16 protein-coding genes are annotated in these 23958 nt (G+C 66.8%); 4 read left to right on the top strand and 12 right to left on the bottom strand.

Going from position 1 to position 23958, the window contains the following annotated elements; genetic code table 11:
- The 4 genes from ACE3PU_RS04850 to rpsL all read right to left on the bottom strand — a co-directional run.
- Positions 1-536, bottom strand: a 536-nt coding sequence (locus ACE3PU_RS04850) for a GTP-binding protein (RefSeq protein WP_374387236.1), incomplete at its 3' end; no start/stop codon positions are given.
- Between the two features lie 109 nt (positions 537-645).
- Positions 646-2724 (bottom strand): elongation factor G, encoded by a 2079-nt coding sequence (gene fusA / locus ACE3PU_RS04845; protein ID WP_374387234.1) that lies wholly within the window; start codon positions 2722-2724, stop codon positions 646-648.
- A 136-nt stretch (positions 2725-2860) separates the two neighbouring features.
- Complete coding sequence (rpsG, locus tag ACE3PU_RS04840) at positions 2861-3334, bottom strand: 30S ribosomal protein S7 (protein WP_374387232.1); 474 nt, start codon at positions 3332-3334, stop codon at positions 2861-2863.
- Positions 3335-3370: 36 nt separating this feature from the next.
- Positions 3371-3745 carry a 30S ribosomal protein S12 gene (rpsL, locus tag ACE3PU_RS04835; protein ID WP_021697983.1) on the bottom strand — a complete coding sequence of 125 codons (375 nt, stop codon included), beginning with the start codon at positions 3743-3745 and terminating at the stop codon, positions 3371-3373.
- Positions 3746-4126: 381 nt separating this feature from the next.
- Here rpsL and ACE3PU_RS04830 point away from each other — a divergent pair, with 381 nt between their 5' ends.
- Both ACE3PU_RS04830 and ACE3PU_RS04825 read left to right on the top strand, forming a co-directional pair.
- Positions 4127-4855: a hypothetical protein gene (locus ACE3PU_RS04830; RefSeq protein ID WP_374387228.1), complete on the top strand. Its 729-nt coding sequence runs from the start codon at positions 4127-4129 to the stop codon at positions 4853-4855.
- Positions 4852-5670 carry a hypothetical protein gene (locus ACE3PU_RS04825; protein ID WP_374387226.1) on the top strand — a complete coding sequence of 273 codons (819 nt, stop codon included), beginning with the start codon at positions 4852-4854 and terminating at the stop codon, positions 5668-5670. The genes ACE3PU_RS04830 and ACE3PU_RS04825 overlap by 4 nt, the downstream gene beginning before the upstream one ends.
- Positions 5671-5730: 60 nt before the next feature.
- On the opposite strand, the gene rpoC is transcribed toward ACE3PU_RS04825, so the two are convergent.
- Both rpoC and rpoB read right to left on the bottom strand, forming a co-directional pair.
- Positions 5731-9927, bottom strand: coding sequence for a DNA-directed RNA polymerase subunit beta' (gene rpoC / locus ACE3PU_RS04820; protein ID WP_374387224.1), 4197 nt, complete (start codon positions 9925-9927; stop codon positions 5731-5733).
- Between the two features lie 177 nt (positions 9928-10104).
- Positions 10105-14220 carry a DNA-directed RNA polymerase subunit beta gene (gene rpoB, locus ACE3PU_RS04815; RefSeq protein WP_374387222.1) on the bottom strand — a complete coding sequence of 1372 codons (4116 nt, stop codon included), beginning with the start codon at positions 14218-14220 and terminating at the stop codon, positions 10105-10107.
- Positions 14221-14573: 353 nt separating this feature from the next.
- On the opposite strand from rpoB, the gene ACE3PU_RS04810 reads away from it, so the two are divergent.
- Positions 14574-15551, top strand: a complete 978-nt coding sequence (locus ACE3PU_RS04810) for an NAD(P)H-quinone oxidoreductase (RefSeq protein ID WP_374387220.1) — start codon at positions 14574-14576, stop codon at positions 15549-15551.
- A gap of 109 nt (positions 15552-15660) precedes the next feature.
- Positions 15661-15879, top strand: coding sequence for a general stress protein (locus ACE3PU_RS04805; protein WP_374387218.1), 219 nt, complete (start codon positions 15661-15663; stop codon positions 15877-15879).
- 62 nt (positions 15880-15941) lie between these two features.
- On the opposite strand, the gene egtB is transcribed toward ACE3PU_RS04805, so the two are convergent.
- The 6 genes from egtB to ACE3PU_RS04775 all read right to left on the bottom strand — a co-directional run bounded on the left by egtB (position 15942) and on the right by ACE3PU_RS04775 (position 23932).
- Entirely contained in the window at positions 15942-18095 is a 2154-nt protein-coding gene (gene egtB / locus ACE3PU_RS04800) for an ergothioneine biosynthesis protein EgtB (protein WP_374387216.1), read from the bottom strand.
- 99 nt (positions 18096-18194) lie between these two features.
- Positions 18195-19406, bottom strand: a complete 1212-nt coding sequence (locus ACE3PU_RS04795) for an acyl-CoA dehydrogenase family protein (RefSeq protein ID WP_374387214.1) — start codon at positions 19404-19406, stop codon at positions 18195-18197.
- A gap of 102 nt (positions 19407-19508) precedes the next feature.
- The gene (locus ACE3PU_RS04790; protein ID WP_154726859.1) at positions 19509-19814 is read right to left on the bottom strand and encodes an SCP2 sterol-binding domain-containing protein; all 306 of its coding nucleotides are present in this window, start codon (positions 19812-19814) and stop codon (positions 19509-19511) included.
- Positions 19815-19896: 82 nt separating this feature from the next.
- Positions 19897-20175: a SemiSWEET family sugar transporter gene (locus ACE3PU_RS04785; RefSeq protein WP_374387211.1), complete on the bottom strand. Its 279-nt coding sequence runs from the start codon at positions 20173-20175 to the stop codon at positions 19897-19899.
- Between the two features lie 68 nt (positions 20176-20243).
- Complete coding sequence (locus tag ACE3PU_RS04780; RefSeq protein ID WP_374387209.1) at positions 20244-21734, bottom strand: amidase; 1491 nt, start codon at positions 21732-21734, stop codon at positions 20244-20246.
- On the bottom strand, positions 21668-23932 hold the full coding sequence (locus tag ACE3PU_RS04775; protein ID WP_374387207.1) for a DPP IV N-terminal domain-containing protein: 2265 nt from the start codon (positions 23930-23932) through the stop codon (positions 21668-21670). The genes ACE3PU_RS04780 and ACE3PU_RS04775 overlap by 67 nt, the downstream gene beginning before the upstream one ends.
- Between the last annotated feature and the right edge of the window lie 26 nt (positions 23933-23958).

Below are 23958 nucleotides of genomic sequence, written 5' to 3'. Positions count from 1 at the left end.
GTCGCGGCCTTGGCCGAGCCCTTGGTGATCGGAATCTCGTCGCCCGGGAACTGGTAGCTGCTCAGCAGCTCGCGCACTTCCATCTCGACCAGTTCCAGCAGCTCTTCGTCGTCGACCAGGTCGACCTTGTTCATGAAGACCACCAGGGCCGGCACGCCGACCTGACGGGCCAGCAGGATGTGCTCGCGGGTCTGCGGCATCGGGCCGTCAGCGGCCGAAACCACCAGGATCGCGCCGTCCATCTGCGCCGCGCCGGTGATCATGTTCTTCACATAGTCGGCGTGGCCCGGGCAGTCGACGTGCGCATAGTGACGGTTCGCCGTCTCATATTCCACGTGCGCCGTGTTGATCGTGATGCCGCGCGCCTTCTCTTCCGGCGCCGCGTCGATGTCGGCGTAGTTCATCGCCTTCGCCCCGCCAGCCTTCGCCAGCGTCATCGTGATCGCAGCCGTCAGCGTCGTCTTGCCGTGGTCAACGTGACCAATCGTGCCGATGTTGCAGTGCGGCTTCGTGCGTTCGAACTTTTCCTTGGCCATTCTCTAGCTCCTAAGGTCCCCGAACCGGGGGTTCCTGCAGTTTGGGGGTTAAGGACGCCCGACCTCGTGGGCCGGGCGCTTTTAGGTCCGCTTTCCGAAAAGGGAAAGCTTAGGCGTACTTCTTGATCACTTCGTCGGCGACGTGTTGCGGCACCGGCTCGTAGTGGTCGTACTGCATCGTGAACTGGGCGCGGCCCTGCGACATGCCGCGAAGCGTGTTCACATAGCCGAACATGTTGGCCAGCGGCACGAAGGCGTTCACCACCGTGGCGTTGCCGCGCATGTCCTGCCCCTGGATCATGCCGCGACGACCGTTCAGGTCGCCGATGACCGAGCCCAGGTATTCTTCCGGCGTGACGACTTCCACCGCCATGATCGGCTCGAGCAGCTTGGGGCCGCCCTTTTCACGCAGTTCCTTGAAGGCCGCGCGCGAGGCGATTTCGAAGGCCAGGACCGAGGAGTCGACGTCGTGGAAGGCGCCGTCGACCAGGGTGGCCTTGACGTCGATGACCGGGAAGCCGGCCAGCAGGCCGTTGTCCTTGGCCGACTTCAGACCCTTTTCGACGCCAGGGATGTATTCCTTGGGCACCGCGCCGCCGACGATGGCGGATTCGAAGACGAAGTCCGTGCCCGGCTCGCCCGGCTCGAACACCAGCTTGACGCGGGCGAACTGGCCCGTACCGCCGGTCTGCTTCTTGTGGGTGTAGTCGATCTCGGCCTTGCGGCTGATGGACTCACGATAGGCCACCTGCGGCGCGCCGATGTTGGCCTCGACCTTGTAGGTGCGCTTCAGGATGTCGATCTTGATGTCCAGGTGCAGCTCGCCCATGCCCTTCAGGATCGTCTGGCCCGACTCGTGGTCGGTCGAGACGGTGAAGGACGGGTCTTCCGAGGCCAGCTTGGCCAGGGCGACGCCCAGCTTCTCCTGGTCGGCCTTCGACTTGGGCTCCACCGCGATCTCGATCACCGGGGCCGGGAACTCCATGCGCTCCAGGATGACCGGCGACTTGATCGGGTCGCACAGGGTGTCGCCGGTGCGGGTGTCCTTCAGGCCGGCCAGGGCGACGATGTCGCCGGCGTAGGCTTCCTTGATGTCCTCGCGGTTGTTCGAGTGCATCAGCAGCATGCGCCCCACCCGCTCCTTCTTGTCGCGGGTCGAGTTCAGCAGGCCCATGCCCGTTTCCATCTTGCCCGAGTACAGACGGCAGAAGGTCAGCGAGCCGACGAAGGGGTCGTCCATGATCTTGAACGCCAGGACGGACAGGGGCTCGTCGTCCGAGGCCTTGCGCTCGATCGGCTCTTCCGTCTTGAAGTCGATGCCTTGCGTCGGCGGGATGTCGATCGGCGACGGCAGATAGTCGACCACGGCGTCCAGCAGCGTCTGCACGCCCTTGTTCTTGAAGGCCGAGCCGCACAGGATCGGGTAGAAGGCGCCGGTCAGCACCGCCTTGCGGATGCACTTCTTGATGGTCTCTTCCGACGGCTCCTCGCCGCCCAGGTAGGCTTCCATCGCCTCGTCGTCGAGTTCGACGGCGTTGTCGATCAGGTACTGACGGGCTTCGTTGGCCTTCTCGACCAGATCGGCGGGGATTTCTTCGTCGCGGAAGTTGGCGCCCAGGGCGTCGTTGTCCCAGACCACGGCCTTCATGCGAACCAGGTCGACCAGGCCCGACAGGTTGGACTCGGCGCCGATCGGGAACTGGATCGGCACAGCCTTGGCGCCCAGACGGTCGCGGATCGATTCGACCGACTTGTCGAAGTCGGCGCCGATCTTGTCCATCTTGTTGACGAAGACGATGCGCGGAACCTTGTACTTGTCGGCCTGGCGCCAGACGGTTTCCGTCTGCGGCTCGACGCCGGCGTTGCCGTCCAGAACGGTCACGGCGCCGTCGAGGACGCGCAGGCTGCGCTCGACCTCGATGGTGAAGTCCACGTGGCCGGGGGTGTCGATGATGTTGAGGCGCTTCTCTTTCCAGAAGGCGGTCGTCGCGGCGGACGTGATGGTGATGCCGCGTTCCTGCTCCTGGTCCATCCAGTCCATGGTGGCGGCGCCGTCGTGGACTTCGCCGATCTTGTGGGACTTGCCAGTGTAATACAGGATCCGCTCAGTCGTCGTCGTCTTGCCCGCGTCGATGTGGGCCATGATGCCGAAGTTGCGGTAGTCTTCGATTTTATGCGTGCGGGGCATTGGAGCGTCCCTTGGGGGCTTTGGCGGACGCCTGAGCGCCCTCGGAAATGTCGGATATGACGGCGCGGGCGATTTAGCTCAAACCGCCCGCGCCGGATAGTCTCAGATAGTCATCGCAGACGACGCTTTGAAGGCGTTACCAGCGATAGTGGCTGAAGGCGCGGTTCGCCTCGGCCATCTTGTGGGTGTCTTCGCGCTTCTTGACCGCGGTGCCGCGGTTGTTCGAGGCGTCCAGCAGCTCGGCGGCCAGCTTTTCCGTCATGGTGTTCTCGCCACGCTTGCGCGCGGCGTTGACCAGCCAGCGGATGGCCAGGGCGCGACGACGGTCCGGACGGACTTCGACCGGCACCTGGTAGGTGGCGCCGCCGACGCGACGCGACCGGACTTCGACCGACGGAGCGACATTGTCGAGCGCCGAGTGGAAGGTCTCGACCGCGGTCTGGTCCTTCTTCTTCTCGGTCAGGATGTCGAAGGCGCCGTAGACGATGTTCTCGGCGACGGCCTTCTTACCTTCGTACATGACGTAGTTCATGAACTTGGTGACGACCAGGTCGCCGAACTTGGGATCCGGCAGGACTTCACGCTTCTGGGCGCGGTGACGACGGGACATGGATGTATCCTCTTAAATCTGGACTGGGCGCTTGGCTTACTTCGGACGCTTGGCGCCGTAGTGCGAACGGCGCTGCTTGCGGTCCTTGACGCCTTGCGTGTCCAGCACGCCGCGCAGGATGTGGTAGCGAACGCCCGGCAAGTCCTTCACGCGGCCGCCGCGGATCAGCACGACGGAGTGTTCTTGCAGGTTGTGGCCTTCGCCGGGGATGTAGCACACGGCTTCGTAGCCGTTCTTGGCCAGGCGCACCTTGGCGACCTTACGCAGAGCCGAGTTCGGCTTCTTCGGGGTCGTGGTGTACACGCGGGTGCAGACGCCGCGACGCTGGGGCGAACCCTCCAGGGCCGGCACCTTGTTACGGACGGGCTTGGGCTTGCGCGGCTTGCGGATCAGCTGGTTGATCGTGGGCATCGGGACTGGTCTCGACTTCTGTGGGGGGCGTGTGTCTTTCGACCGAGGCGCCCCTCGCCTTCTTCTGTGAACGGGGGACCATTCCCCCGCCCGGGTGTCATCGAGACCGAGCCGTGACCGCAAACAGAAAAACCGGAACGCGCGCTTTGGGCGTTCCGGCGGCGCACAGGCCGTCCGTTCGAATGTCACCGTCTCAGCGACCGGAACCGGCCACGCCTCGAAAGTGCGCGGCTTCTACGCGCGATGGGGCGCGGGGTCAAGGGCGGCGCGACCGCAAGCTCGTTCGATGGAGGGCGCACAGCCTCGACGCGAACAAGTCGCCGCTCCGCCCGAAAGCCGCCACGCTTGCCGCCCAGCTTCGCCCGGAACGGGAGGACGGGCTTGACGGCCGACGGGCGCATCAACTCCAGCCGCAAAGCCGCGTTGGCCCTCGCGTCGGTCGGGGTCAACGCAGGCCTCATCCTGGCGCTGTCATTGAACGCGATCGGCCAAAGGCCGGTCGAGCGATCGGATCTCCCGCTGATACTGGTTGAGATCGAGCCTCGCCCGCTGTTGCGGGACGAGCGGCCTCGCCCACCCCTGACGGCGCCCCAGCCGGACGTGGTGATCCGGAGCCGGACGCGGGAAGACATCGCCCCGGCGCCGCGCCGCCGCGACCCGGCGTTTGAAGGCCGCTCCACTCCCGTCCAGCCGCGTCTGGCTGTTCAGACGCCCGCCGGCGCCCCTGCCCCGGAGGCGGCCTGGCGGGTCGATTCGACCGATCGGCGCGGCGCAATGTCTCGTAGCCTGCGGCTGGGCGCGACTGGCTGCGCCTCCCCCGAGTTGCTGAACGAGGCCGAGCGCCGCCGCTGCCGCGACCGGTTCGGGGAGCGGACCGCCGCCGCCCCGCAAATCACCGGCTCGGGCGACGCCGAGCGCGACGCCGTCTTCGCCCGTCAGGGCGCGCGCCGCCTAGCGGCCTGGGAGGCGCAAAGGAGGTCGCCTGCACGGGGCGACCCTCCCTGCGAAACACCTCATTCCATGGCAGGATGCGAGGGTGTGAACATCCAGGTGGACCTATTCTCCAGCCGCGACGGCTTCCTGCCCAATCAGAGAAAGGGTCGAGAATGACGACCGCGCCGGCCCTCTCCCCCCTCGAACGCCTGGACTGGCGCAAGGCCGGGCTGGCTACGGCGTCGGTGGCCATCAACCTGGCCCTGCTCGCCGCCCTTTCCTTCACCGCCCTGGGCGTGGGCGACGGGGACAGGGTCGTCATCCCGTCGCCGGTCTATCTCGACATCGAACCTCGCCCCCTGCTGCCGGACGAGCGCCCCCGCGAGCCGGTTCCGGCTGTCTCGGCCAGCCCGGCGCAGGCGGCGCGCGACGCCGGACCGACCGAGGGCGCGGCGACAGCCGCCAATCCGGAGGCGGACCGCCCTTCCCCGCCCCGTCCGCGTCTCTCGGCTCCCGCGCCGCAAGGTGTCCCGACGCCGGACGATCCCTGGCGGGTCGATCCCGACGACCGACGCGCCGGCATGGCGCGCGCCCTGCGCCAGGGCGCCTTCGGCTGCGCCTCGCCCGAATTGCTGAATGAGCTGGAACGCCGCCACTGCCGCGATCGGTTTGGCGAGCGCGCCGCCGTCGCGCCCCCCATCACCGGCTCTGGGAACCCGGCACGCGACGCCGCTTTCGCGCGGCAAGGCGCTCGTCGTCTTGCGGAATGGGAGATGATGAACCGCCCACTAGCGGGAGGCGTCGGCGTCGTCGGTCCGGCAGACTGCATCGGCTCCAACTTCGGCACAGGCTGCGCCGGGGCGCATCTGCCCGACGTATCCGGTGTCGATATGCGCCAGGGCGGCCGCACGACCCACAACGGCGGAGAGCGGCGCCCGCAGGGTTTCTCCGCCAGCATCGGCGGCATCCGGATCGGCGGCGACGACGATTGAAAAAGGGCGGCGCCGTCGCCGGCGCCGCCCCCTTCAGGTCTTCGCTTCAGAAACCCGAGATCAGCTTTCGCTGCTCTCCAGCTCCAGCTGCAGGTCGGCCGGCAGCGGCTCGATCGCGTCTTCGCGGGCCTGGGTCAGTTCGGCGTCGCGCTCGTTGGCGATCTTCTGCAGCGACCGCAGATAGGCGCCCGTACCGGCCGGGATCAGGCGGCCGACGATGACGTTCTCCTTCAGGCCTTCCAGCATGTCCTTCTTGCCGTGGACCGAGGCGTCGGTGAGGACGCGGGTGGTCTCCTGGAAGGACGCCGCCGAGATGAAGCTGCGGGTCTGCAGCGACGCCTTGGTGATGCCCAGCAGGACCGGCTGGGTCGTCGCCAGACGGCCGCCGCGCTTCTCGACCTTCTGGTTTTCCAGAACGGCCTCGGCGACTTCGACGGTGTCGCCCTTGATCAGGGTGGTTTCACCCGGATCCAGGACTTCGACCTTCTGCAGCATCTGCCGGACGATGACCTCGATGTGCTTGTCGTTGATCGGCACGCCTTGCAGGCGATAGACCTCCTGCACCTCGTTCACCAGATACTCGGCCAGCGCCTCGACGCCCTGGATGCGCAGCAGATCGTGCGGATCCGGGTTGCCGTCGATGATGTAGTCGCCCTTCTGGATCAGATCGCCGTCGTGGACGGAGATGTGCTTGCCCTTCGGGATCAGGAACTCGACCGGTTCGCCCTGGACGCCGTCGGCATTGACTTCCGGGGTGATCTTGATCCGGCGCTTGTTCTTGTAGTCGCGACCGAATTCGACGCGGCCGTCCATCTCGGCGATGACCGCGCAGTCCTTGGGACGACGGGCTTCGAACAGCTCGGCCACCCGCGGCAGACCGCCGGTGATGTCGCGGGTCTTGGCGCCTTCGGTCGGAACACGGGCGACGATCTCGCCCGGCTTGACCTCGTCGCCGTTCGCAACGGACAGAACCGCGCCCACCGGCAGCAGGTAGCGGGCGTCAGAGCCCGAGGCCAGCTTGGCGTAGCCTTCGCCCTGCGTCACGCCCAGGGCCGGACGCAGGTCCGAGCCGCGCGGGCTGGCGCGCCAGTCGGTGACGACGCGCTGGGCGATGCCCGTCGCTTCGTCGGTTTCTTCCTTGACCGACAGGCCTTCGACCAGGTCCTCGAAGCGCACGACGCCGCCGACTTCCGTCAGGATCGGGGTGGTGTAGGGGTCCCACTCCGCCAGGCGTTGGCCCTTCTTGACCTCGCCGCCGTCCTTGACCCGGATGCGGGCGCCGTACGGAGCCTTGTGCGTCTCGCGATCCTTGCCGTCCACGACCACGGTCACGATGACGTTGCGGCTCATCGCCACCAGGTCGCCGTGGGCGGCGGTGACGGTCGGGCCGGTGATCTTGGCGGTGCCGGCGTTGGTCGCCTCCATGAAGGAGGTTTCCGCCACCTGGGCCGTGCCGCCGATGTGGAAGGTCCGCATGGTCAGCTGCGTGCCCGGCTCGCCGATCGACTGGGCGGCGATGACGCCGACCGCTTCACCGATGTTGACGTTGGTGCCGCGCGCCAGGTCACGGCCGTAGCAGTGACCGCAGATGCCGGCTTCCGCCTCGCAGGTCAGGGCCGAACGGACTTTGACCGACTGGACGCCCGCGGCCTCGACCGCTTCCACGACCTCTTCCACCAGATAGGTGTCGGCGGGGAACAGCACGGTGTCCGTGCCAGGCTCCTTGATGTCCTCGGCCGCGTAACGGCCCAGGATGCGCTGGCCCAGCGAGACCAGGACGTCGCCGCCTTCCATGACCGCGCGCAGGGTGATGCCGCGCGTCGAGCCGCAGTCGTCCTCGGTGACGATGGAATCCTGCGCCACGTCCACCAGACGACGGGTCAGGTAACCCGAGTTGGCGGTCTTCAGCGCGGTGTCGGCCAGACCCTTGCGGGCTCCGTGGGTCGAGTTGAAGTACTCAAGGACGGTCAGGCCTTCCTTGAAGTTCGAGGTGATCGGCGTCTCGATGATCTCGCCGGAAGGCTTGGCCATCAGGCCGCGCATGCCGCCCAGCTGCTTCATCTGCGCCTGCGAGCCGCGGGCGCCCGAGTTAGCCATCATGAAGACCGAGTTGATGTCGGGGTTCTCCCCCTCGATCAGCACGCGCGGCTGCGCGATCTCGCCCATCATCGCGTCGGCGATCCGGTCCGTGGCCTTGGCCCAGGCGTCGACGACCTTGTTGTACTTCTCGCCGCGCGTGATCAGGCCGTCGGCGTACTGTTGCTCGTACTCCTCGACCTGGGTGCGGGTTTCGGCGACCAGTTCGGCCTTCTTGGCCGGGATGACGATGTCGTCCTTGCCGAACGAAATGCCCGCCTTGGCGGCCTCGCGGAAGCCCAGGCCCATCATCTGGTCGGCGAAGATCACCGTCGCCTTCTGACCGCAGTGGCGATAGACCACGTCGATCAGATTGCCGATTTCCTTCTTGGTCAGGTTCTTCTCGAGCAGGCGATAGCCGACGTTCGGGTTGCGTGGCAGCAACGCCCCCAGCTTCATGCGGCCCGGCGTGGTGTCGATGACCTTGGTCACCTCCTTGCCTTCGGCGTCCAGCTCGGTCCAGCGCGCCTTGATGCGGCTGTGCAGGGTGACGACCTTGGCGTCCAGCGCCGCGTCGATCTCGCCCATGTTGGCGAACAGCTTGCCCTCGCCCGGCTCGCCGTCCTTGACCAGCGACAGGTAGTAGAGGCCGAGCACGATGTCCTGCGACGGCACGATGATCGGCTTGCCGTTGGCGGGCGACAGGATGTTGTTCGTCGACATCATCAGGACGCGCGCTTCCAGCTGGGCCTCGAGGCTCAGCGGCACGTGCACGGCCATCTGGTCGCCGTCGAAGTCCGCGTTGAAGGCGGTGCAGACCAGCGGGTGCAGGCGGATGGCCTTGCCCTCGATCAGCTTCGGCTCGAACGCCTGGATGCCCAGACGGTGCAGCGTCGGCGCGCGGTTCAGCAGGACCGGGTGCTCGCGGATCACCTCATCCAGGATGTCCCAGACCTGCGGCTGCTCGCGCTCGACCATGCGCTTGGACTGCTTGACGGTGCCCGACAGGCCCTTGGCGTCCAGGCGCGCATAGATGAACGGCTTGAACAGCTCCAGCGCCATCTTCTTGGGCAGGCCGCACTCGTGCAGCTTCAGTTCCGGGCCCACGGTGATGACCGAGCGGCCCGAATAATCGACGCGCTTGCCCAGCAGGTTCTGACGGAAGCGGCCCTGCTTGCCCTTCAGCATGTCGGCCAGCGACTTCAGCGGACGCTTGTTGGCGCCCGTGATGACGCGGCCGCGACGGCCGTTGTCGAACAGGGCGTCGACCGATTCCTGCAGCATCCGCTTTTCGTTGCGGATGATGATGTCCGGCGCCCGCAGCTCCATCAGGCGCTTCAGGCGGTTGTTCCGGTTGATGACGCGGCGATACAGGTCGTTCAGGTCCGACGTCGCGAAGCGGCCGCCGTCCAGCGGCACCAGCGGACGCAGTTCCGGCGGGATGACCGGCACGATGGTCAGGATCATCCACTCGGGCTTGTTGCCCGATTCCAGGAAGGCCTCGATCAGCTTCAGGCGCTTGGACGCCTTCTTGGCCTTCATTTCCGACGGGTTGTCGGCCAGCTCGGCGCGGTGCTTTTCGGCTTCCGCGTGCAGGTCGATGCCCATCAGCAGGTTGCGGACGGCCTCGGCGCCGATCTCGGCGGTGAAGCCGTCGTCGCCGTACTCTTCCTGGTAGCGGTAGAATTCGTCTTCCGTCAGCAGCTGGTTCTGCTTCAGCGGGGTCAGGCCCGGCTCGGTGACGATGTAGTTCTCGAAATACAGGACGCGCTCGACGTCCTTCAGCGCCATGTCGAGCATCAGCGAGATGCGCGACGGCAGCGACTTCAGGAACCAGATGTGAGCGACCGGGGCGGCCAGGTCGATGTGACCCATGCGCTCGCGACGGACGCGGGCCAGGGTGACCTCGACGCCGCACTTCTCGCAGATGATGCCCTTGTACTTCATGCGCTTGTACTTGCCGCACAGGCATTCGTAGTCCTTGGTCGGACCAAAGATACGGGCGCAGAACAGGCCGTCACGTTCGGGCTTGAACGTACGATAGTTGATGGTTTCCGGCTTCTTGATCTCGCCGAACGACCACGAGCGGATCTTTTCCGGCGAAGCCAGGGCGATCTTGATCTGGTCAAAGGTCGGGGTGACCGGGACCGGGTTGAAGATGTTCAGGACTTCCTGGTTCATCTTTATTCCTTCTGCGGGAGAGACCCGCGAAAATTTCAAAGGTTGGAGCACTCTCCTCCCCCTTCATGGGGAGGTGGCGGCGAAGCCGACGGAGGGGGTCTTTCGACCGCGCCGAAGGTTCCCCCTCCGGCCCTCCGGGCCGCCTCCCCCAGAAGGGGGAGGAGACCGTTGCTTCGCTTATGAGTTCTCCAGCTCCACGTTCAGACCCAGCGAACGCATTTCCTTGATGAGCACGTTGAAGCTCTCGGGAATGCCGGCCTCGAAGCTGTCGTCGCCGCGGACGATGGCCTCGTAGACCTTGGTCCGGCCGGCCACGTCGTCGGACTTCACCGTCAGCATTTCCTGCAGGGTGTAGGCCGCGCCGTAGGCTTCCAGGGCCCACACTTCCATTTCCCCGAAGCGCTGACCGCCGAACTGCGCCTTGCCGCCCAGCGGCTGCTGGGTGACCAGCGAGTACGGGCCGATGGAGCGGGCGTGGATCTTGTCGTCGACCAGGTGGTGCAGCTTCAGCATGTAGATGTAGCCGACCGTGACCGGGCGCTTGAACTGCTCGCCGGTCTGACCGTCGTACAGGATCGACTGGGCCGACTTGTTCAGGCCGGCTTCCTCGAGCAGGCGCTCGATGTCGCCGATGTGCGCGCCGTCGAAGACCGGGGTCGCGAAGGGCACGCCCTTGGACAGGTTCTTCGCCAGTTCGATCAGCTCTTCCTCATCCTGCGGCAGGGGGGTGTCCTCGCCGTAGATGTGCGTGAGCCGATCGATCAGAGCCTGCTTCTGACCGCCCGACTGCCAGGCTTCCAGCAGACCGGAGATCTGCTTGCCCAGGCCCGCCGCCGCCCAACCCAGGTGGGTCTCGAAGATCTGACCGATGTTCATGCGCGACGGCACGCCCAGCGGGTTCAGCACGATGTCGACGTGGGTGCCGTCTTCCAGGTGCGGCATGTCCTCGATCGGCAGGATCTTGGAGATGACGCCCTTGTTGCCGTGACGGCCGGCCATCTTGTCGCCGGGCTGAAGCTTGCGCTTCACGGCCACGAAGACCTTGACCATCTTCATCACGCCGGGGGGCAGTTCGTCGCCGCGCTGCAGCTTCTCGACCTTGTCCTCGAAGCGACGGTCCAGCGCCTTGCGGGCGTCCTCGAACTGGCGCTTCATGGCCTCCAGTTCGCCCATGGCCTTTTCGTCGTCCAGGGCGATCTGCCACCACAGGCCGCGGCTGACCTCGGCCAGCTTCTCTTCGGTCAGCTCGCCGCGGCCGATGCCCTTCGGGCCCGACACGGCGTTCTTGCCCAGGATCAGCGGCTTCAGGCGGCCATAGACGTTGCGCTCAAGGATCTTGAGCTCGTCGTCGCGGTCCTTGCCCAGACGTTCGATCTCGGCGCGTTCGATGGCCAGGGCGCGTTCGTCCTTGTCCACGCCGTGACGGTTGAACACGCGCACATCGACGATGGTGCCGGCCACGCCGGGCGGCAGGCGCAAGGACGTGTCGCGGACGTCCGAAGCCTTCTCGCCGAAGATGGCGCGCAGCAGCTTCTCTTCCGGAGTCATCGGGCTTTCGCCCTTCGGCGTCACCTTGCCGACCAGGATGTCGCCCGGCTGGACCTCGGCGCCGATCGCCACGATGCCCGCTTCGTCGAGGTTGCGCAGGGCTTCCTCGCCGACGTTGGGGATGTCGCGGGTGATTTCTTCCGGTCCCAGCTTGGTGTCGCGGGCCGCAACCTCGAACTCCTCCAGGTGGATGGAGGTGAAAACGTCGTCGCGCACGATGCGCTCGGAGATCAGGATCGAGTCTTCGAAGTTGTAGCCGTTCCACGGCATGAAGGCGACCAGGGCGTTGCGGCCCAGCGCCAGTTCGCCCAGATCCGTCGACGGGCCGTCGGCGATCACGTCGCCGGCCTTCACCTGGTCGCCCACGCGCACGATCGGGCGCTGGTTTATGCAGGTCGACTGGTTGGAACGCTGGAACTTCGACAGGCGGTAGATGTCGACGCCCGAACGGGCGGCGTCCACATCGCCGGTGGCGCGCACGACGATCCGGGTGCCGTCGATCTGTTCGACGACGCCTTCACGACGGGCGACCACGACGGCGCCGGAGTCCACGGCCACGACCGCTTCCATGCCCGTGCCGACCAGCGGCGCGTCGGACTGCACCAGCGGCACGGCCTGACGTTGCATGTTGGCGCCCATCAGCGCCCGGTTGGCGTCGTCGTTTTCCAGGAACGGGATCAGGGCGGCGGCGACCGAAACGACCTGCTTCGGCGACACGTCCATCATGTCCACAGCGTCCTTGTTCAGGAGCTGGGATTCACCGTTGATCCGGCCGGGGACCAGGTCCTCGACGATCTGGCCGGCCTTCAGTTCGATGTTGGCCTGGGCGATCGTGTACTTCGACTCTTCCATCGCCGAGATGTAGACCACCTCGTTCTGGGCCTGGCCGTCCTTCACGCGGCGATACGGGCTCTCGATGAAGCCGTACTTGTTGACCCGCGCGTGGGTGGCCAGCGAGTTGATCAGGCCGATGTTCGGGCCTTCCGGCGTTTCGATCGGGCAGATGCGGCCGTAGTGGGTCGGGTGCACGTCGCGCACCTCGAAGCCCGCGCGCTCACGCGTCAGACCGCCCGGGCCAAGCGCCGACAGACGACGCTTGTGGGTGATTTCTGACAGCGGGTTCGTCTGGTCCATGAACTGCGACAGCTGCGACGAACCGAAGAACTCGCGAACCGCGGCGGCGGCCGGCTTGGCGTTGATCAGGTCGTGCGGCATGACCGTGTCGATATCGACCGAGCTCATGCGCTCCTTGATGGCGCGCTCCATCCGCAGCAGGCCGACGCGGTACTGGTTTTCCAGCAGCTCGCCGACCGAACGGACCCGGCGGTTGCCCAGGTTGTCGATGTCGTCGATCTCGCCCCGGCCGTCCTTCAGGCCGACCAGGATCTGCAGGACCTTCAGCACGTCTTCCTTGCGCAGGACGCGGATCTCGTCGGAGACCTCGGGGGTCTCCAGACGCATGTTCATCTTGACCCGACCGACGGCCGACAGGTCGTAGCGTTCGCTGTCGAAGAACAGCGAGTTGAACATGGCCTCGGCGGCTTCCAGCGTCGGGGGCTCGCCCGGACGCATCACGCGATAGACGTCGAACAGGGCGTCCTCGCGGTTGTCGTTCTTGTCGACCCGCAGGGTGTTGCGGACGTAGGCGCCGACCGTGACGTGGTCGATGTCCAGCACTTCGATGGTGGTGAAGCCGTTTTGCTCCAGCACTTCGATGGTGGGGGCGTCCAGCTCGTCGCCCGCCTCGGCGAAGATTTCGCCGGTCTCGAAGTTGACGGCGTCATTGGCCAGATACTTGGTGACCAGGGCGTCGGCGGCCAGCGACAGCGACGTCGTGGTGTCGCCCAGCTTCTTGGCGGCGCGCGCGCTGATCTTCTGGCCGGCCTGGGCGATCACTTCGCCGGTGTCGGCGTCGACCAGGTCGAACTCCGGCTTCACCCCGCGCCAGCGCTCGGCCTTGTACGGCGTGACCCAGCCCTCGCCGCGCTTCTCGTAGGGCACGGTCTCGTAGAAGGTCTTCAGGATTTCTTCGCCGTCCATGCCCAGACCCATCAGGAAGGTCGTGGCCGGCAGCTTGCGGCGGCGATCGATGCGAACGTAGACGATGTCCTTGGCGTCGAACTCGAAGTCCAGCCACGAGCCGCGGTAGGGGATCACGCGGGCGGCGAACAGCAGCTTGCCCGAGCTGTGCGTCTTGCCCTTGTCGTGGTCGAAGAACACACCCGGCGAACGGTGCATCTGCGAGACGATGACCCGCTCCGTCCCGTTGACGATGAAGGTGCCCTTGTCCGTCATGAGCGGGATGTCGCCCATGTAGACGTCCTGCTCCTTGATGTCCTTGACCGAACGGGCGCCCGTTTCCTCGTCGGTCTCGAACACGATCAGGCGCAGCTTGACCTTCAGAGGCGCGGCATAGGTCATGTCGCGCTGGATGCACTCCTCGACGTCGTACTTCGGCTCTTCGAACTCGTACGAGACGTATTCCAGGATGGCGCGCTCGTTGAAGTCCTTGATCGGGAACACCGACTTGAAGACCGCCTCGATGCCTTGCTCCTTGCGCTGGCCCGGCCGGACCTCGCGCTGCAGGAACTGTTCGTAGGAGGCGCGCTGGACCTCGATCAGGTTCGGCATCTGGATCGCTTCGGGGATACGCCCGAAGGACTTGCGGATGCGCTTCTTGCCGGTGAACGAAGTGGCGGAGGCGACCTGACCGTTGATGGCGAGATCGTGGGCGACGTCAGTCATTCAGTGTTTCCCAATCGCACGATCCGGGAAATCGTGCGTCAAATGCGGCAGCCACGGCTCGCCTTTCGGCGTCCGCAGCCAGTGTTCTCGGCGCCCACCCTCGGCCCTTGCGGGCCAGGACGCCTGAAATCATGGGGCTCCCTTGGGAAGGAGCCACGCCTTCGCTCCGGTCGGAGGGCGACGGACCGGGCCTCGGCGCTTTACGCGCAGACTCATGCGGAGTGTTGCGGAAGGCGGACATATACGCGCTTCCGCGGCGAAATAAAGACCGGAAGCCGACGTTTGGCGTCTTTTCCGAAATTGTTCCGTCGCGCGGCGCCATCACGATATGGGAACGACAAGGAGACCTGAACATGGATCGAACAAAGATGCGCGCCATCGCCGTCCAGAACGGCAAGGGTCCTGCCGAGGCGCTGAACCTGATTGAGGCGGACCGGCCCAACCCGACGAACGGCCAGATGCTGATCCGCGTCCGGGCGGCAGGCGTGAACCGCCCGGACCTGCTGCAACGCCGCGGTCTCTACCCGCCTCCGCCGGGCGCGCCGGACACCCTGGGTCTGGAGGTCGCGGGCGAGGTCGTGTCGGACGCGGGTCGCTGGCGCGCCGGCGACCGGGTCGTCGCCCTGCTGGGCGGGGGCGGATACGCCGAGTACGCCGCAGCGGACCCGCGACACGCCCTGCCCCTGCCCGCCGCCCTGTCGTTCGAGCAGGGCGCCGGCCTGCCGGAGACCGTCTTCACCGTCTTCGCAAACGTCTTCGAGCACGGACGACTGACGGCCGGCGAGACGCTGCTGGTCCACGGCGCCAACTCCGGCATCGGGGTGACGGCGATCCAGATGGGCAAGGCCGCCGGCGCACGGGTGATCGGGACGTGCCGAGGCCCGGCGCGAGCCGAGGCGCTGCGCGCGCTCGGGGCGGATATGGTGATCGACGTCCAAGCCGACGACTTCGGCGAGGCGGTGCGAGCCGCCGGCGGGGCCGACGTCGTCCTCGACATGATCGGCGGGGCCTATCTGCAGCGGAACCTGACGGCGCTGAATATGGACGGCCGGATCGTCTACATCGCAGCCCTTGACGGCGGGGTGCTGGAGGTCCCGGTGATGGCGCTGATGCAGAAACGTGCGACCCTGACGGGATCGACCTTGCGCAGCCGCCCGGCTGACGAAAAGGCCCGGCTGGCCCGTCGCATCGAGGAGGTGGTCTGGCCGTGGATCGAGGCCGGACGGTTCCGGCCCATGATCGACGCGGTCTTCCCGCTGGCCGATGCGGCCGCCGCCCATGCGAGGCTGGAGGCCGGCGCGCACCTCGGAAAAATCATCCTGACCGCCTGATCGCCTTTCACTCAGGCGACGGAAGTAAAAACATCGATCCCTGCGGAACCGGCCGGGATTCCGAGCGGTTGAACCCCCACAAGCGCAACAGCAGCGGAAGGGACAACAGATGGAAGGTCAGCCGACGCGAGGCTCGGGCGTATCGAAGCGAGGATTTGCTTCGATGGATCCGGAACGTCAGCGCGAGATAGCGCGAAAGGGCGGCGCCAGCGTGCCAAGCGAGAAGCGGAGCTTCTCTCAGGACCGCAGCCTGGCCGCCCAGGCGGGTCGAAAAGGCGGCGAGGCCTCGCACGGCTCGCGCAAGGACCCTGCCGCCTCCCAGGAATAGTCTATCGCCAGACTTGAACGGGCGGCGCCGCCAGGCGCCGCCCTTTCCAATTCCGCCACCTTTCAGGACGACAGCAGGGCCAGGGCGACGCTGGGCTCGGCCGAAACGTCGAACCGCTCCAACCGCCAGCCCGATCGGGACGCCAGGGCCTCGACCGCCTCGCGCGTGAACTTGCGAGAGCTTTCCGTGTGGATGGTCTCGCCCGCCATGAAGCGGAAGGTGCGCCCGGCGACCCGCGCCGTGGTCGGTTCGGTCGCCTCCAGATGCATTTCGATGCGCGAGAGCTCGGCGTTCCACACCGCCCGATGAACGAAGGCGTCCAGATCGAAGTCGGCGTCCAGCTCGGCGTTCGCGCGCACTAGGACGTTCCGGTTGAAGGCCGCCGTCACGCCCTGGCTGTCGTCATAGGCGCGTATCAGAACCCCCGGATCCTTGACCAGATCGACGCCTAGAATGAACAGCGCCCCCTCGCCCAGCATGCGGCGCGCAGCGGCCAGGAAACGGGCCGCGTCCTCCGGCTCCAGGTTGCCGATAGTCGAACCCGGGAAGAAGCCCACGCGCCGGCCCGACCGCAGATCGTCGGGCAGCGGCGCCAGATGCTCGAAATCCCCCAGCACGGGCCGAATCTCGAGGCGGGGATAGCCCAGCTTCAGACGTTCGGCGGCGTCCAGCAGCGCCGACTCGCTGATATCCAGAGGCACATAGGCGGCAAGGTCAGGGGCGGCGTCCAGCAGGATGCGGGTCTTTTCGCTGGCGCCCGAGCCGAACTCGACCATCACCGCGTCCGGGCCGAAGGCGGCGGCCAGCTCACCAGCCCGCTCTCGCAGCAGCGCCGTTTCCTGCCGGGTCGGATAGTATTCCGGCAGCTCGGTGATCGCCTCGAACAGGCGTGATCCCTCCGCGTCATAGAACCACTTGGGCGGCAGCGCCTTCTGCGGCCGTGACAGCCCCGCCAGAAGATCCGCACGGAACGCCTGCGTCGCGGCGTCGTCGGTCCGGACGTCGCGCGGCGCGTCCTCGGCCAGTCTCAAGCCCATGAAGGCCCACCTCTGAAAGGGATAGAAGAAGTTGCGATAGGTCGGCCGCCGGTGATCCTCCGGCGTGGCGAACGCGCCGCCGCGCAGCACCATCTGATTGGCCATGAACTTGCCGTTGTACTCGGCCGCTGTCCCCTCGGTCGGCTGGAAACCGGGATAGGGAGCATAGGAACTGGACGTCCATTGCCAGACCTCGCCTGATAGGTTCGAAAAGGCCTCGGGCGCGACGGTCGCCGCATGCTCCCACTCGCTTTCGCTGGGCAGGCGCTTTCCCGCCCAGCGGGCATAGGCGTCGGCCTCGTAGAAGCTGACATGGCGCACGGGCGACGCCGGATCGACCGGCCGGCGGCCGGTCAGGGTCATGACCGACCAGCCCGCGTCTTCGCGCCGCCAGTACAGCGGCGCCGTCCAGCCCTCGGCCTTGACCGTCGCCCAGCCGTCCGACAGCCACAGTTCCGGCCGCCCATAGCCGCCGTCGGCGATGAAGGCGATCCAGTCGCCGTTGGTCACCAGGTCGTGGTCCAGGGCGAACGGCTCAAGCCACACCCGGTGCGACGGGCCCTCGTTGTCGAAGGCGAAACCGGCGCCGTCATGGCCTATCGACACCAGTCCGCCTTCGAACCGGGTCGCGCCGCCCTGGCCCGCTTCGACGGGACGCGGGCGCGGCTCCTCGGCGTAGGCTGCGGGATCGAGCGGCGACCGCGACATCAGATGCAGCAGATCCATCAGGAACAGCTCCTGATGCTGCTGGTCATGGTGCAGGCCCAGCTCGAACAGATAACGCGCCTGCCCGTCCGTCGACGCCCCGGCCAGCCAGTCGGCCATCCGGCGGTCGACCTCACGCCGATAGGCCAGCACCTCGTTCAGGGACGGCCGGGTCATCAGCCCGCGCTCGGGCCGCGCCACGCGCTCGCCAAGGGCTTCGTAGTAGGAGTTGAACAGCTGCTGGAAGCGCGGATCGACCGGAACATATTCCGGGTCGGCCGCCAGGATCATCGCCTCGAAGAACCAGCTGGTATGCGCCAGGTGCCATTTGCCGGGGCTGCAGTCCGCCATGGACTGCGCCGACAGATCCTCCGCCGACAGCCCGTCGGCCAGGGCGGGCATGGCCGAACGGACTTCACGGAACCGCGCCAGATCCGTCGCGCCCCGCGTACCGGGCTCGAACCGTGCATTCATTGATCTGGTTTCCGTCGCGCGCCTGTCGTCCCGGGAAGCGAACGTGACGAAAAGGCTCAGGTTCCACTGAAAACGCAGGCCGCAGCCCGGCCGACGCCGTCAACGCACGGGTTTGCCGCCATGTTTGGCGTACTCAAGCCGGGCGATGGTGCGATTGTGAACCTCGTCGGGCCCGTCGGCGATCCGCAGGGTGCGCACGCCGGCGTAGAGTTCCGCAAGCGGCGTGTCGCCCGAAACGCCCGCCCCGCCGAACGCCTGGATGGCGTCGTCGATGACCTGCAGCGCCATCTTCGGCGCCGCCACCTTGATCTGGGCGATCTCGGAACGGGCGTTCTTGGCGCCCGCCTCGTCCATCATCCAGGCGGCCTTCAGCACCAGCAGGCGGCACATCTCGATATTGGTGCGGGCGTCGGCGACGCGCTGCTCCCACACGGAATGTTCAGCCAGCTGTTTCCTGAAGGCGGTGCGGTTCAGCAGCCGCTCGACCATCAGCTCCAGCGCCCGCTCGGCCGCGCCGATCACGCGCATGCAGTGATGGATGCGGCCTGGCCCCAGGCGCCCTTGCGCGATCTCGAACCCCCTGCCCTCGCCGGCGATCAGGTTCTCGACCGGCACGCGCACGTTCTCCAGCACCACCTCGGCATGGCCGATCGGCTTTTCGTCATAGCCGAACACCGACAGCATCCGCTCCACGCGGAAGCCGGGCGTGTCGACGGGCACGATCACCTGCGACTGCTGGGCGTGGGTGGCGGCGTCGAAGTCGGTCTTGCCCATGACGATGGTCATGGCGACGTTCGGATGGCCCATGTTGGTCGACCACCATTTGCGGCCGTTGATGACATAGTGGTCGCCGTCGCGCTCGATCCGGGTCTGGATGTTGGTGGCGTCGGACGAGGCGACCTCGGGCTCGGTCATCAGGAAGGCCGAGCGGATTTCGCCGGCCATCAGCGGCTTCAGCCAGCGCGCCTGCTGCTCGGCGTTTCCGTACATGTGCAGCACTTCCATGTTGCCGGTGTCCGGGGCGTTGCAGTTGAACACCTCGGCCGACCACAGGTGGCGGCCCATCAGCTCGGCCAGCGGCGCGTATTCCAGGTTGGTCAGACCCGCGCCGTGCTCTCCGGGCAGGAACATGTTCCACAGTCCGGCGGCGCGCGCGGCGGCCTTCATTTCCTCCATGGCCGGCGGCTGGCGTGTCGAATCCTCGCGCACCTGGGCGAAATACTCGTGCTCGCGCGGGATGACCTGCTCATCGAGGAAGCGCCGCACGCGCGCGTGCCAGTCCAGGGCGCGATCGGAATGTTTGAAATCCATGTCGTTTCCTCTTTCGTCGTCGCGCCTCTGCGGGCGCTGGATACGAAAACGGCGCGGCCCCGGAAGGAGCCGCGCCGCCATCGATCGTGCCTCAGGCCGGCATCAGCGCTTCAGCAGCGGGGCCAGCTTCTGGGCGATCATCATGTCGCCGGCGATCTTCAGCTTGCCCTGCATGAAGGCCATCATCGGGTCCAGCTTGCCTTCCGACAGGGCCATGAAGTCATCCCACTTCATCGAGACCGTGGCGTCGGCCGGCTTGTCTTCGTTGGTGACGGTGTTCGGCACCGACGCGCCGTCGATGAAGATCTTGCCTTCGTCGCCGAGGTCGAGCTTCACGGTCTTGCCCAGACCGGAGTTGTCGCCGACGGCGCCGCGGATGTGTTCGGTGACTTGAGCCAGATCAGGCATGGAAACGTCTCCTCAGGAGGTTGAACCGACGGCGTAGCCCGCATCGGGCAAGGCGCCAAGATCACGTCGGGTAAAGCTCGCGTCACTTATCGGGATCGCCGTCCCTGAAACGCCACTTCATGACCAGAACCCAGCTGGCCATGACCAGGGCGCAGCTGTTGGCGACGGTGACGGGCCAGGCCTGCGTCATCACGCCGTACACGACCCACAAGGCGAAACAGGTGACGGTCAGCGAATAGGTCTTCAGGCTGACGGACGACGCGTCCCGCTCCTTCCAGATCTTGATCGCCTGAGGGGCGAAGCTGGTGACCGAACAGACGGCGGCGGCCGAGCCGAAGATGTTGGCGACAAGATCGCTCATGAAGACTCCCAGCAACGGCCCGAGTGCCGCCGCGCCCGTCCTCAAGCCGGGACGGACTGCATGGTTCCTCAGTGCGAAACCGCGCCCGGCGGGCGGCGGGCCTGTGTCGCCTGTTCGAAGGCGTAGCCCAGCGACAGGATGCGCGCGTCCTGCCACTTGCCGCCGATAAAGCTCAGCCCCACGGGCATGCCCTGGTCGAATCCCATGGGCACGGTCAGGTGCGGATAGCCGGCGACGGCGGCCAACTGGCTGGCCGAGCCCTGCATGTCGTCCTCGTCCTTGGGATCGTTGGTCCAGGCGCGCGAGGTGGTCGGCGCGACCAGGGCCACCACGGCGTTGTCCCGCATCAGCCGGTCGATCCCTTCGACGCCCGCCAGGCGCAGCGACAGGGCGCGCGCCTCGACATAGTCTGGGTCGTCCAGCCCCGTCGTGGCTTCGGCCTGCTCGAACAGGTCCTGACCGAACAGGGCCGTCTCGCGCGGCACGGCGGCGTTGAAGGCGATGACGTCGGCCAGGGTCCGGGTCTTCACCTGCGCTGGGTCGGTCGAGGCCAGATAGGCGTTCAGGTCGTGCTTCAGCTCGTACAGCAGCACCCGGATTTCCGCCGCCCCGATCGCCCGACGGTCAGGCCCCTCAGTCAGGTCGACCAGAACCGCTCCCGCATCGCGCAAGGCCTGCAGGTTCTGTTCGAACACCGCCCGGGTCTGCGGCGAATAGCCGGGCAGGAAGCGCATCACCCCGATGCGCGCGCCGCGTAGCGCCCCGGCGTCCAGGGCGGCGGCGTAGTCGACCTTGCGCGCATCGGCCTCCGCCGTCGCCGGGTCGGCCGGATCGGAGCCTGCGATCACCGTCAGCACCCGTGCGGCGTCGCGCACCGTGGCGGCCATGGGTCCGGCGGTGTCCTGCGAATGGCTGATCGGCACGATGTGGGAGCGCGACACCAGTCCAACCGTCGGCTTGAAGCCGACCACCCCGTTGACCGAGGCCGGGCAGGTGATCGAGCCGTCGGTCTCCGTCCCGATCGCCACCGGGACCAGTCCCAGCGCCACCGCCGCCCCGCTGCCCGAGGAAGAGCCGCACGGCGTCCGCGCCGGATCATAGGGGTTCAGCGTCTGGCCCCCGACCGCGCTCCAGCCGCTGATCGAGTCCGATGAGCGGATGTTGGCCCATTCCGACAGATTGGTCTTGCCGACGATGACCGCCCCGCCCGCGCGCAGACGCGCGACCAGCGGCGCATCGCGACCCGGCGCATTGTTTTCCAGCGCCAGGGAACCGGCGGTGGTCGGCATGTCCGCCGTCTCGATGTTGTCCTTCAGCAGGATCGGCATGCCCGCCAGGGGCCCGCGCATCGGCGCCGCCGTCGCGTCGTTCCAACGGAGGACGGCGTGCGCCGTGTCGGCTACGCGGCCGGCCTCGACAACCGTCGCCGGCGCCGGATAGCCGCCCTGCCCGGCCGCGCAGCCCGAAAGGGCCAGCGCGGCCGCGAGCGCGATCAGTCGGTTTGGGAGGCCGAACGCGCGCCGATCGTGCGGTCCAGGAAATCGAGATAGGTTCGCCATTGTTGCAACTGCCTGGGATCGCCGCGGACGCCGTGCCGCTGGCCGGGATAGAGCATCATTTCGAACGGCGCGCTCTTGGCCTGCAGGGCGTCGATGACCCGGGTGGCGTTGCCGAAGATGACGTTGTCATCGGCCATGCCGTGCAGGATCAACAGCCGGCCGGTCAGGTCGTCCAGGCGCGGCAGGATGTCCGTCTCGGCATAGCCTTCCGGGTTATCCTGCGGCGTGGACATGTACCGTTCGGTGTAATGGGTGTCGTACAGGCTCCACTCGGTCGGGGCCGCGCCGGCCAGGGCCGAGGCCAGCCCGGCCTCCGGCTCGGTCAGGGCCAGCAGGCTGAGGAAGCCGCCGAAGCTCCAGCCCATCATCGCGATCCGGTCGGGATCGACAAAGGGCTGTTCCTTCAACCATTTCGCCGCCAGCGTCTGATCCTCGACGGCGGCCAGGCCCAGGCGTCGATAGATGCTGGTCTCGAAGCGCTGCGATCGGTCGCCCTCGCCTCGGTTGTCCAGGCGGAAGACGACATAGCCCGCGTCGGTCAGCAATTGATTGGTCAGCGGCTGCCAGCTCTTCTGAACGCCCGCCCCGGTGCCCGGACCGCCGTAGACCTGCATCACCACCGGATATTTCTTCGAGGGATCGAATCCGGGCGGCGTGGTCATGCGCCACACCAGCGTCTCGCCATGGCTTTGCAGCGTACCGTATTCGGGCGTCGGCAGATGCGAGACATAGGGGCTGAACGGGTGGCTCTCGTCCAGCCGGTTCTCCTCGATCCAGCGGATGCGCTGGCCGTCGATGCTGTACAGGGCCGACTGCGGCGGCGTCTTCGGATCGGAGTAGTTGCCGACATAGGCTGTCGCCGGCCCATTGACCGACACGTTCCACCAGCCGCCCGCCGGCGTCACCGCCACCGGATCGATCGTGCGGTTCAGGCTGGCGCGGAACATCTGCTGCTCGATCGGCAGTTCCTTGCCGTCGCGCATCGAGGCGGTGAAGAAGACGTCGCAGGTCGTCTCGTCCACCCCGTCCAGATGCTTGACGGGATAGTCGCCGCGCGTGATCGGCCGAACGAGTCGACCATTGCGGTCGTACAGATAAAGGTGCCGCCAGCCGGAATCCTCGTTCGACCACAGGAAGCGGCCGTCCTTCAGCACGCGGAAGTCGTTGTTCAGATCTACCCAGGCGTCGGCCTTCTGGCTGAGGATCACCCGCGAGGCGCCCGTCGCCGGGTCGACGCTCAGCAGGTCCAGCGTCTTCTGGTCGCGCGAATGGCGCTGGACGTACACGGTCTTTCCGTCGCCGGCCCAGTCGACCCGCGCCAGGTAGATGTCAGTGTTCGCGCCCAGATCGACCTTCACGCGCCGACCGCTCTGCCGGTCCTGCACATACAGCTCGACGAGGGCGTTGGGCCGCCCGGCGCGGGGATAGCGCTGCTGCACCACCGTCGCGCCGTCGCCGGTGATCTCGAACCGGGGCACCACGTCCACGGGGCTTTCGTCAACGCGGGTCAGGGCGATGTAGCGCTCGTCCGGGCTCCACCAGTAGCCGGTGTCGCGGTCCATCTCCTCCTGGGCGATGAACTCGGCCGTGGCCCAGGTGATCAGGCCGTCGCCGTCCGTCGTGACGGGCGTTTCCCCGCCGCTGGCCAAGTCATAGACGACCAGGTCCTGCTCGCGGACGTAGGAGACGAAGTTGCCCAGCGGCGAGACCTTGGCGTCGATCTCGTCGGCTTCGGTTTCGGTCAGGCGGCGCACCGAACCGTCCGCGCGCGTGGCCAGGAAGATGTCGCCTTCCAGCGGAGCCAGGATGTAGCGACCCTGCTTGTCCCAGGAATACTCCACCACGCCGCGCGCGCTGATCCGCATCCGCTCGCGCCGCGCCTTCTCCGCCTCCGACAGTTCGCCCGCGTCCGGGACCAAGGCGCGGGAATCGATCAGCTTGTAGGCCTCGCCCGGCCCGACCGGAGCAGCCCACAGGTCCTGGACGTCGTTGTCGTCCTCTCGCGGACGCAGGAAGGCGACCAGTTGTCCGTCCGGCGAAAGACTGACCCCGCGCGCCACAGGGCCGTTCAGGCCGGGGCTGGAGAATACGCGCTCGGGCGTCAGGATCGAGGGATCGACCGCCTCCTGCGCCTGTGTCTGAGCTTGGACCGAACCGGCCGACAGAAGGATCGTTGAGGCAAGCAGGATGTGACGCATGTCTGCAAGCTAGCGGCGGCGCTTAC

It is taken from the genome of Brevundimonas sp. (genome assembly GCF_041911375.1).
GTDB lineage: Bacteria > Pseudomonadota > Alphaproteobacteria > Caulobacterales > Caulobacteraceae > Brevundimonas.
This window is presented reverse-complemented; position numbering and strand designations above follow the sequence as displayed.